At 68.6% G+C, this 9,380-nt stretch carries 14 protein-coding genes; 5 read left to right on the top strand and 9 right to left on the bottom strand.

Annotation, left to right across the window (positions count from 1 at the left end):
* Window positions 1–35: 35 nt before the first annotated feature.
* The 9 genes from ACTZQ5_RS04500 to hisB form a co-directional block, all read right to left on the bottom strand.
* Window positions 36–1,571 carry an amino acid permease gene (locus ACTZQ5_RS04500; protein WP_443583962.1) on the bottom strand — a complete coding sequence of 512 codons (1,536 nt, stop codon included), beginning with the start codon at window positions 1,569–1,571 and terminating at the stop codon, window positions 36–38.
* Window positions 1,572–1,701: 130 nt separating this feature from the next.
* Window positions 1,702–2,079 (bottom strand): histidine triad nucleotide-binding protein, encoded by a 378-nt coding sequence (locus ACTZQ5_RS04495; protein ID WP_443583961.1) that lies wholly within the window; start codon window positions 2,077–2,079, stop codon window positions 1,702–1,704.
* A gap of 14 nt (window positions 2,080–2,093) precedes the next feature.
* Window positions 2,094–2,402, bottom strand: coding sequence for a phosphoribosyl-ATP diphosphatase (locus tag ACTZQ5_RS04490; protein WP_443583960.1), 309 nt, complete (start codon window positions 2,400–2,402; stop codon window positions 2,094–2,096).
* A gap of 32 nt (window positions 2,403–2,434) precedes the next feature.
* Window positions 2,435–2,605 (bottom strand): hypothetical protein, encoded by a 171-nt coding sequence (locus ACTZQ5_RS04485; RefSeq protein WP_443583959.1) that lies wholly within the window; start codon window positions 2,603–2,605, stop codon window positions 2,435–2,437.
* Window positions 2,602–2,952 (bottom strand): SpoIIAA family protein, encoded by a 351-nt coding sequence (locus tag ACTZQ5_RS04480; RefSeq protein ID WP_443583958.1) that lies wholly within the window; start codon window positions 2,950–2,952, stop codon window positions 2,602–2,604. The genes ACTZQ5_RS04485 and ACTZQ5_RS04480 overlap by 4 nt, the downstream gene beginning before the upstream one ends.
* A gap of 34 nt (window positions 2,953–2,986) precedes the next feature.
* Window positions 2,987–3,760 (bottom strand): imidazole glycerol phosphate synthase subunit HisF, encoded by a 774-nt coding sequence (hisF, locus tag ACTZQ5_RS04475; protein ID WP_443583957.1) that lies wholly within the window; start codon window positions 3,758–3,760, stop codon window positions 2,987–2,989.
* A 133-nt stretch (window positions 3,761–3,893) separates the two neighbouring features.
* On the bottom strand, window positions 3,894–4,628 hold the full coding sequence (hisA, locus tag ACTZQ5_RS04470; RefSeq protein ID WP_443583956.1) for a 1-(5-phosphoribosyl)-5-[(5-phosphoribosylamino)methylideneamino]imidazole-4-carboxamide isomerase: 735 nt from the start codon (window positions 4,626–4,628) through the stop codon (window positions 3,894–3,896).
* Window positions 4,629–4,788: 160 nt separating this feature from the next.
* Window positions 4,789–5,397: an imidazole glycerol phosphate synthase subunit HisH gene (gene hisH / locus ACTZQ5_RS04465; RefSeq protein ID WP_443583955.1), complete on the bottom strand. Its 609-nt coding sequence runs from the start codon at window positions 5,395–5,397 to the stop codon at window positions 4,789–4,791.
* On the bottom strand, window positions 5,394–5,981 hold the full coding sequence (gene hisB, locus ACTZQ5_RS04460; RefSeq protein WP_443583954.1) for an imidazoleglycerol-phosphate dehydratase HisB: 588 nt from the start codon (window positions 5,979–5,981) through the stop codon (window positions 5,394–5,396). Before hisB ends, hisH begins: the two co-directional genes overlap by 4 nt.
* A gap of 75 nt (window positions 5,982–6,056) precedes the next feature.
* Between hisB and ACTZQ5_RS04455 the strand changes: the two genes are divergently transcribed.
* The 5 genes from ACTZQ5_RS04455 to gmk all read left to right on the top strand — a co-directional run bounded on the left by ACTZQ5_RS04455 (window position 6,057) and on the right by gmk (window position 9,337).
* Window positions 6,057–6,542, top strand: a complete 486-nt coding sequence (locus ACTZQ5_RS04455) for an SspB family protein (protein ID WP_443583953.1) — start codon at window positions 6,057–6,059, stop codon at window positions 6,540–6,542.
* Between the two features lie 157 nt (window positions 6,543–6,699).
* Window positions 6,700–8,088 carry a class II fumarate hydratase gene (fumC, locus tag ACTZQ5_RS04450; protein ID WP_443583952.1) on the top strand — a complete coding sequence of 463 codons (1,389 nt, stop codon included), beginning with the start codon at window positions 6,700–6,702 and terminating at the stop codon, window positions 8,086–8,088.
* 76 nt (window positions 8,089–8,164) lie between these two features.
* Window positions 8,165–8,380 (top strand): hypothetical protein, encoded by a 216-nt coding sequence (locus ACTZQ5_RS04445; protein WP_443583951.1) that lies wholly within the window; start codon window positions 8,165–8,167, stop codon window positions 8,378–8,380.
* On the top strand, window positions 8,377–8,577 hold the full coding sequence (locus ACTZQ5_RS04440) for a hypothetical protein (protein WP_443583950.1): 201 nt from the start codon (window positions 8,377–8,379) through the stop codon (window positions 8,575–8,577). The genes ACTZQ5_RS04445 and ACTZQ5_RS04440 overlap by 4 nt, the downstream gene beginning before the upstream one ends.
* Before the next feature lie 94 nt (window positions 8,578–8,671).
* Window positions 8,672–9,337 (top strand): guanylate kinase, encoded by a 666-nt coding sequence (gmk, locus tag ACTZQ5_RS04435; protein WP_443583949.1) that lies wholly within the window; start codon window positions 8,672–8,674, stop codon window positions 9,335–9,337.
* The last annotated feature ends 43 nt before the right edge of the window (window positions 9,338–9,380 follow it).

The following is a 9,380-nucleotide window of genomic DNA, read 5'->3' as shown; positions in this document are numbered from 1 at the left end:
CCCCGGCCCTTTTTCGTCGTCTCGACCGCGGCGGATCAGTGCAGCGGCTTGGCGATCTCCGGCTGCATGGCGGGATCGTCCACCACGTCGGTGATGCCGCGCCCGACATAGGACCGGCTGCGGCTGTAGCCGAAGTAGATCACCAGCCCGATCAGCCCCCAGCCCGGCAGCACCAGGATGGCGAGCAGCGGCAGCGAGAAATAGAGATACAGGCAGCCGAGGATCGCGGCCGGTGCGACCAACCAGACCAGCGGGGTGCGGAACGGCCGCTTGCGGGTGGGATCGACCTTGCGCAGCACCAGCACCGATACCGCCACCATCAGGAAGGCGAACAGCGTTCCCGAATTGGAATAATCGGCGAGCTTGCCGACGGGCAGGAAGGCGGCGGCGAGCGTGGCGGCGATGCCGGTGACGATCGTCACGACGTGCGGCGTGCGATATTTCGGGTGGACCGCGGCGAGCCGGGTCGGCAGCAGGCCGTCGCGCGCCATGGTGAAGAACACGCGGGTCTGGCCGAACATCATCATCAGCACCACCGACGGCAGCGCCAGCGTGGCGGCGAGGCCGATCAGATTGCCGATCTGCACCCAGCCGATGGTGCGCAGCACGTGTGCCAGCGCCTCACGCGAGCAGGAGAGCGGCTCCAGCGCCCCGCCGGCGACGATCGCGCGGCAGCGATCGGCAAGCTCCGACGTGCCCGGCGACAGCAGGGTGCCCGCCGCGCTGCGCACCGGCTGCGCGCCCAGCGGCGAACCGATCGCACCGGCCGACACCAAAAGGTAGAAGATGGTGCAGAAGCCGAGCGACGCGATCAGGCCGATCGGCACGTTGCGTTGCGGGTTCTTGGTCTCCTCGGCAGCAGTCGAGACGGCGTCGAAGCCGACATAGGCGAAGAAGATCGAGGCGGCGGCCCCGGCGACGCCGGCGAAACCGGTCGGCATCAACGGTTCGAAATGCTGCATGTCCATCACCGGCAGCGACAGCGCGATGAACAGCGTCAGCGCGGCGACCTTGATGCACACGAGGATCGCGTTGACCCGCGCGCTTTCCGTGGTGCCGATCACCAGCAGCCAGGTGACGAGCAGCGAGATGAAGACCGCAGGCAGGTTGATGTAGCCGCCAGCCGACGGCCCGTTGACCCATTCCATCGGCACCTCGATGCCGAGCAGGTTCCTGATCTGGCCGACGACATAGCCGGACCAGCCGACCGCGACGGCGGATGCGCCGACGGCATATTCCAGGATCAGTGCCCAGCCGACCATCCAAGCGAGCAATTCGCCCATCACCGCATAGGTGTAGGTGTAGGCCGATCCCGCCACCGGCACCATGGAGGCGAGTTCCGAATAGCACAGCGCCGCGACCGCGCAGACGAAGCCGGCGATGATGAACGAGATCATCATGCCCGGCCCCGCCTTCTGCGCGGCTTCGGACGTCAGCACGAAGATGCCGGTGCCGATCACGGCCCCGATGCCGAGCATGGTGAGCTGGAACGCACCCAGCGAGCGGTGCAGGCCGCGTTTTTCGGCCGTGGCGAGAATGGCGTCGAGTGGTTTGACGCGCCCGAATATCATGTAGCGTATCCCCCCGGATGCGCACGGCCTCTACGCGCCGCCGCATGGTGAAGCGCGCGATGCTAGTCTCAAATGAGACGGTGGCAATCCCTTATGTGTCGTTCATGCTTTTCAAAGCAATGATAGATACTTAGCCTGCGAGCATCGGTCCGAGCGGCTTGCCGCCGAACAGATGGACGTGGAGGTGCGGCACCTCCTGGCCCGCGTCGCCGCCGATGTTGGCGAGCAGGCGGTAACCGGGGGCGACGAGGCCGTGCTCGCGCGCGACATGGCCGATCGCGCGGATGAAGCCGGCGATCTCCGCATCGGATGCGCGGGCGCTGAAATCGTCCCACGATACATAGGCGCCGCGCGGGATCACCAGGATGTGGACCGGGGCGGCGGGGGCGATGTCGTGGAAGGCGACGGCGTGGTCGTCTTCATAGACACGGCGCGACGGGATCTCGCCGCGCAGGATCTTCGCAAAGACGTTCTGGTCGTCATAGGGCAGGGTGGCATCGATCGGCATGCGGCAGGCTCCTGTCAGCGCGCGGCTTTTTCGTCATGGCCGGACACGCCCTCGCGCCGGGCGAGTTCGGCGCGCACATCGTCCAGGCCCAGGCCGGCATCGGCGAGCAGCACCAGCAGGTGGAAGACGAGGTCGGCGGCTTCCGAGGCGAGCGTCTCCGGCGCGGCGAGGGCGGCGATCACCGTCTCGGTCGCTTCCTCGCCGACCTTTTGCGCGATCTTCGGGCGGCCCTTGGCAAAGAGGCTCGCGACATAGGAGCGGCCGGGTTCGGCGGCGTCGCGGCGGGCGCGGATGGTGGCTTCCAGGCGGTCGAGCGGGTCCATGGACACCGCTTGGCGCGGGAGGCGGGGAGGGGTCAATCCTTGTTCGTCGGCGCCGGCCCGAATCGGCGGCGCATCGCGCGCCGCACCAGCCACAGGCCGGCCGCGGCGACGAGGAACAGCGCGAAGTCGGACAGTTCGGGCCCGGTCCGGCGATGGACCACGCCCGAATGCCCCCCGGCGACCGACAGCAGCGGCAGCATCATGCCGCCAGCCAGTCGCGCGCCTCGTCCGGGCAGGCGAAGATGCGCAGGTAGGATTGCGTCATGAACCGCCGCACCTGCAACCGCGTGATCGCACTGGCGGTGACGATCGCGATGCGGCTGGCGCGATGGAAGCTGCCGAGGCGCCGGTTGATAGCCGATGCCGCTTCGGCGGGCTGCACGCTGCAGCCGCTCATGTCCATCAGCAGGCGATAGCCGGGCGCGAAGCCTTCTTCGCGGAAACGGCGGATCAGTTCGTCGGCATAGGCATCGACGCTCGGCCCGTCGAACAGGCCGGTCCACCGGATGTCGACGAGGTTCAGGTCGTGGCGGAAGTCGATGCGGTACATGGTGCCGGTTTGCCGGCAAAGCCTTAGCGAAGCGCTAAGCGGCCGCGACGGGCCTGCGTACCGGGATGCCCGCCGCCGCCAGCGCGGCGTGCGCGTCGGCGACGCTCGCCTCGCCGAAGTGGAAGATCGAGGCGGCGAGGACCGCGCTGGCGTGACCGTCGCGGATACCGGCGACGAGGTCGGGAAGCCCGCCGACGCCGCCGCTCGCCACCACCGGCACGCTGACCCGGTCGGCGATGGCGCGGACGAGGTCGAGATCGTAGCCCGATCGGGTGCCGTCGCGGTCCATCGAGGTGACGAGCAGTTCGCCGGCGCCGAGTTCGGCCAGGTGGAGCGCATGCGCGACCGCATCGATCCCGGTCGGGCGGCGGCCGCCGTGGGTGAACACCTCCCATCCCTCGCCGACGCGGCGCGCGTCGACCGAGGCGACGCAGCACTGGCTGCCGAAGCGTTCGGCGATGTCGGCGACCACCTCCGGCCGGGCGACGGCGGCGGAATTGACCGCGACCTTGTCAGCGCCGGCGAGCAGCAGCGCGCGGGCATCGTCGGCGGTGCGCACGCCGCCGCCGACGGTCAGCGGCATGAAACAGACCGCCGCGGTGCGACGGACCACGTTGAGGATGGTGCCGCGATCCTCGTGGCTGGCGGTGATGTCGAGGAAGCAGAGCTCGTCCGCCCCCGCAGCGTCATAGGCGCGCGCCTGTTCGACCGGATCGCCGGCATCGCGCAGCTCGACGAAATTGACGCCCTTCACGACGCGGCCGTTCGCCACGTCGAGACACGGGATCACGCGCGCGCGGACGGTCATCGTTGTAGCCCCTCCTCTTCAGAGGAGGGGTTGGGGTGGAAGACGCGGGCGATGGTCTCTGTGAAACTCGCCCCACCCCAAACCCCTCCCTTGAAGGTGAGGGGCTTACAGCTTGGCGATATCCGAGCGATCATCACGCCGCCTGCGCCACGGCGAGCGCGGCGGCGAGGTCGAGGCGGCCGTCGTACAGCGCGCGGCCGGTGATGACGCCTTCGATGCCGTCGCCTGCGTGGATCGACAGCATGTGGATGTCGTCGATGCCCTTGACGCCGCCGCTGGCGATCACCGGGATCGACACCGCACGGGCGAGGTCGACGGTCGCATCGACGTTGCAGCCCTTGAGCAGGCCGTCGCGGCCGACGTCGGTGAACAGCAGCGCGGCGACGCCGGCATCCTCGAAGCGGCGGGCAAGATCGACGACGCTGGTGGTCGACACGTCCGCCCAGCCCTTGGTGGCGACCATGCCGTCCCTGGCGTCGACCGCGACGACGATGCCGCCGGGGAAGTCGCGCGCGGCGGCGCGGACGAAATCGGGGTCCTCCAGCGCCGCGGTGCCGATCACGACGCGCGATACGCCGAGGTCGAACCAGCGTTCGACGCTGGCACGGTTGCGGATGCCGCCGCCGAGCTGGACGTGGCCGGGAAAGGCGGAAACGATGGCGCGCACCGCCTGGCCGTTGACCGATTCGCCGGCGAAGGCGCCATCGAGGTCGACGACGTGCAGATGCTGCGCGCCGGCGTCGGCGAAGCGCAAGGCCTGCGCCGCGGGATCGTCGCCATAAACGGTGGCACGGTCCATATCGCCCTCGGCAAGGCGGACGACCTGGCCGCGCTTGAGGTCGATGGCGGGGAAGACGATGAGGGTCATGCCGCACATTCCTTCCCGAGCTCGCTCGAGGAGGGGGACCATCGCATCGCGATGGTGGAGGGGCGGCGGCGTAGCCGCCGTTGCACGGCGGCCCCCTCCACCACCGACCTGCGGTCGGCGGTCCCCCTCCCCAAGCGAGCTTGGGGAGGATCAAAAGGCGTTACGGCCGCCATGCGAGAAACCTTTCGAGCATCGCCAGGCCGTAGCGCTGGCTCTTTTCGGGATGGAATTGCACGCCGAGCATCGTGTCGCGGGCGATCGCGGCGGTAACCCGGCCGGCATGGTCGCTGGTCGCGATCACGTCTTCGCCCTCATAGGCGTAGCTGTGCAGGAAATAGGCCTCGCCCGCCGGCACCAGCGGGTGGTCGCCCGATGGCACCACGTCGTTCCAGCCCATGTGCGGGACCTTGGCGTCCATGGTGCCGGGCTCCAGCCGGCGTACGCGGCCGCGCATCCAGCCGAGGCCGCGGTGCTGCCCCAGCTCTTCGCCGACCTCCGCCATCAGCTGCATGCCGACGCAGACGCCGAGGAACGGGGTGCCGTCCCGCCGGACGCGCCGTTCCATCGCCTCGACCATGCCGGGCACCGCGCGCAGCGCCGCCGCGCAGGCGCCGAAGGCGCCGACGCCGGGCAGGACGATGCGATCGGCCTTCGCCACGACGTCGGGATCGGCGGTGACGGCAAGGTCTGTCGCGCCCGCTGCCCGCAACGCATTCTCGACCGAATGGAGGTTACCGGCGCCGTAGTCGATGAGGGCCAGCGCGCTCACAATACGCCTTTGGTCGAGGGGATCGCGTCCGCCTTGCGGGGATCGATCTCGACGGCGGCGCGCAGGGCGCGGGCGAGCCCCTTGAAGGCGCTTTCGACGATATGGTGGTTGTTGCTGCCGTACAGCGTCTCGACGTGCAGGGTGATGCCGGCGGTCTGTGCGAAGCTGTGGAACCAGTGTTCGATCAGCTCGGTGTCGAGCTCGCCGAGGCGCGCGACGGTGAAGCCCGATTTCCACACCAGCCACGGCCGGCCGGAAATATCGAGCGCCACGCGGGTCAGCGTCTCGTCCATCGGCGAGAGCGCATCGCCGTAGCGGCGGATGCCGCGCTTGTCGCCCAGCGCCTGCGCCACCGCCTGGCCGAGCGCGAGCGCCGAATCCTCGACGGTGTGGTGCCCGTCGATATGCAGATCGCCGTCCACCTTCAGGTCGATGTCGATCAGGCCGTGGCGCGAGAGCTGCTCGACCATATGGTCGAGGAAGCCGATGCCCGTCCTGATCGCATAGGTGCCGGTGCCGTCGAGATTGACGGTGACGTCGATCCGCGTCTCGGCGGTGGAGCGGTTGATGGTCGCGGTGCGCATGTCGGCCCGCCCCATACGTGGGTGTTACGGCACACACAATCTTGACCGGCCCCGCCAGTGCGCTACCCAAGGGGAATGACCGACGGCCTGCCCGATAGCCTTATCCCGTATGATGAAATCGTCCAGGAGGCGCTGCGTGCCGTCGTCGGCCGCGTGCTCGGCTCGGTGGCCGAATCGGGCGGGCTGCCCGGCGAGCATCATTTCTACATCACCTTCAAGACGCAGGCGCCCGGCGTCGACATCCCGCAGCGCCTGATGGAGCGCTTCCCGGACGAGATGACGATCGTGCTGCAGAACCGCTATTGGGACCTGACGGTGGACGAGCGGCGCTTTTCGGTGGGGCTGAGCTTCAACCAGGTGCCCTCCAAGCTGGTCATCCCCTATTCGGCGATCACCGGCTTCCACGATCCGGCGGTGAATTTCGAACTGCGCTTCCAGGCGACCGAAGGGCCGGGCGACCGGCCGGAACCGCACGACGAGGCGGAAAACGACGGCCCGACCGTGACCCCGGCCGAGGATGGCTCCAACGTCGTCAGCGTGGACTTCAAGCGGAAGAAGTGAGGCGAAGCGAGCGGTGTAGCGGACGCTAACCGCGGTCGCGCAAGTGACGCGAACGCCCGGCCGGGCTCGGCTTAGCCGAGCTTCGACGTCACGGGATTTACTCCCGTGACGGGCCATTGCGCCGCAACCATCATCGCCGCCGCCGGTTCACCACCGCATGACCACCCGCACCGAAACCGATTCGATCGGCCCGATCGAGGTCCCCGCCGACGCCTATTGGGGCGCGCAGACCGAGCGCAGTCTCGAGAATTTCCCCTTCGGCCCGCGCGAGCGGATGCCGGTGGAGATCGTCCATGCCCTCGCGATCGTGAAGCGCGCGGCGGCGCGCGTGAACCGGCGGCACGGGCTGCTGCCCGAAAAGGCGGATGCGATCGAGGCTGCCGCGGCGCGAATCGCGGACGGCGCGATGGACGACCAGTTTCCGCTCGTCATCTGGCAGACGGGCAGCGGCACGCAGTCGAACATGAACGTCAACGAGGTCATCGCCGGCCGCGCCAACGAGGCGCTGACCGGCACGCGTGGCGGCAAGACGCCGGTGCATCCCAACGATGACGTCAACCGCGGGCAATCGTCCAACGACAGTTTCCCGACCGCGCTGCACGTCGCCGCGGCGCTGGCGGTGACGCGGCAGCTGTACCCGGCGCTCGACCGGCTGCGCGATGCGCTGGCGGCGCGGGCGGCGGAATGGGACGACCTCGTCAAGATCGGCCGGACCCATTTGCAGGACGCGACGCCGTTGACGCTGGGCCAGGAATTTTCCGGCTACGTCCAGCAGCTTGCCAATGCGCGCGACCGGATCGAGGGCACGCTCGCCCGCAACATCATGCCGCTGGCGCAGGGCGGAACCGCGGTCGGCACCGGGCTCAACGCGCCGGCCGGCTTCGCCGAGGACGTGGCGGCGGAGATCGCGGCGTTGACGGACCTTCCCTTCGTCACCGCGCCCAACAAGTTCGAGGCGCTGGCGAGCAACGACGGCCTCGTCGACCTGCATGGCGCGCTCAACGTGCTGGCGGTGGCGCTGACCAAGATCGCCAATGACATCCGGCTGCTCGGATCGGGTCCGCGGTCCGGCCTCGGCGAGCTCGATCTGCCGGCCAACGAACCCGGCAGCTCGATCATGCCGGGCAAGGTCAACCCGACGCAGGCCGAGATGCTGACCATGGTCGCCGCACAGGTGATGGGCAACAACGTCGCGGTCACCGTCGGCGGATTGCAGGGGCATCTGGAACTCAACGTCTTCAAGCCGTTGATCGGCGCCAATGTGCTGCGGTCGATCGCGCTGCTCAGCGTCGGCATGACGAGCTTCGCCGAACGGACGGTCGACGGGCTACAGGCGAATGCCGGGCGGATCGGCGAGCTGGTCGAGCGATCGCTGATGCTGGTCACGGCGCTGGCGCCCGAGGTCGGCTATGACAATGCCGCCAAGATCGCCAAGCACGCGCACCAGCATGGCCAGACGCTGAAGCAGGCGGGGCTGGAACTGGGGTTGGTCGACGAGGCGACGTTCGATCGGCTGGTCCGCCCGGAGACGATGATCGGGCGATGACGCCGGAACGGGACCGTTACGGAACTTCGCGCAGCGTTCGCGCGCTTCAGCGGGCCAGGCAAACGAAGGACGACAGGTGAGCACCACGACAACGGGCGCGCTGATCGGCGCGGCGATCGATTCGCTCTCCGGCGACGACGATGGCGTTGCGGACGGCGCGATCATCGGCGCGGTCACGGCCAATGTGCTGAAGGTCGTGCTGCCGCTGGCGGTCACCTATGCGGTCGGCTGGGCGGTGCTGCGCGGTGCGGAGCAGCTGAAGGACACGGTGTTCGGAAAGGTGGAAGCATGATCGGCAGGATTATCGGTGCGCTCGTCGGGCGCGAAATGGACCGTCGCGACGGGTCGGGTGGCCTGAAGGGCGCGGCGATCGGCGCGCTCTCAGTCGGCGCGATGCGGCGCATGGGGCCGCTCGGCCTGTTGCTGGGCGGCGGCTATGTCGCGAAGAAGGCGTATGATCGCCGACGCGAGGCGAAGCGCGGGCTGTGAACGTCTCCGCCGCTCCCTCGCGGGAGCGGCCTGACCCATTGCGTTTTTGCAGCAGGTGCTTGACGCGCGGGGCGGGCAGACGCCACTAGCGCGCATGCCGACGACCCAGCCCCATGACCCGCACCATTTCAAGCGCCGCGGCGTCCTGTTCGTCCTGTCATCGCCATCCGGCGCGGGCAAATCGACGATCGCGCGCAAGCTGCTGGCGGACGAGCCGGAACTCGGCATGTCGGTGTCGGCGACGACGCGGCCGATGCGGCCGGGCGAAGTGGACGGCAAGGACTATCATTTCGTCGATCTCGAGGAATTCCGCCGCATGGTGGCGGAGGACGAATTCCTGGAATGGGCGCACGTCTTCGGCCAGCGCTACGGCACGCCGCGTGCGCAGGTCGAGGCGATGCTGGCGGCGGGCAAGGACGTGCTGTTCGATATCGATTGGCAGGGCGCGCAGCAGCTCTTTCAGATCGCTGGCGGCGACGTGGTCCGTGTGTTCATCTTTCCGCCGTCGATGGAGGAGCTGCGCGCCCGGCTCACCAACCGCAACACCGATTCGGCCGAGGTGATCGAGGCGCGCATGGCGCGTGCCGCCAATGAGGTGAGCCACTGGGACGGCTATGACTATGTCCTGGTCAACGACGACGTCGAGCAATGCTTCAAGGGGGTGAAGACGATCCTCGCTGCCGAACGGCTGAAGCGGTCGCGGCAAACGGGACTGATCGGCTTCATCCGCAAGCTGACCCGCGTGGCGGGATCGGCGTAACGCCGAAGATGAGGTGGTTAGCGCGTAGGTGAGACGCGGCTCA

The organism is Sphingomonas cellulosilytica (assembly GCF_052321755.1).
Taxonomy (GTDB): Bacteria; Pseudomonadota; Alphaproteobacteria; order Sphingomonadales; family Sphingomonadaceae; genus Sphingomonas.
This window is presented reverse-complemented; position numbering and strand designations above follow the sequence as displayed.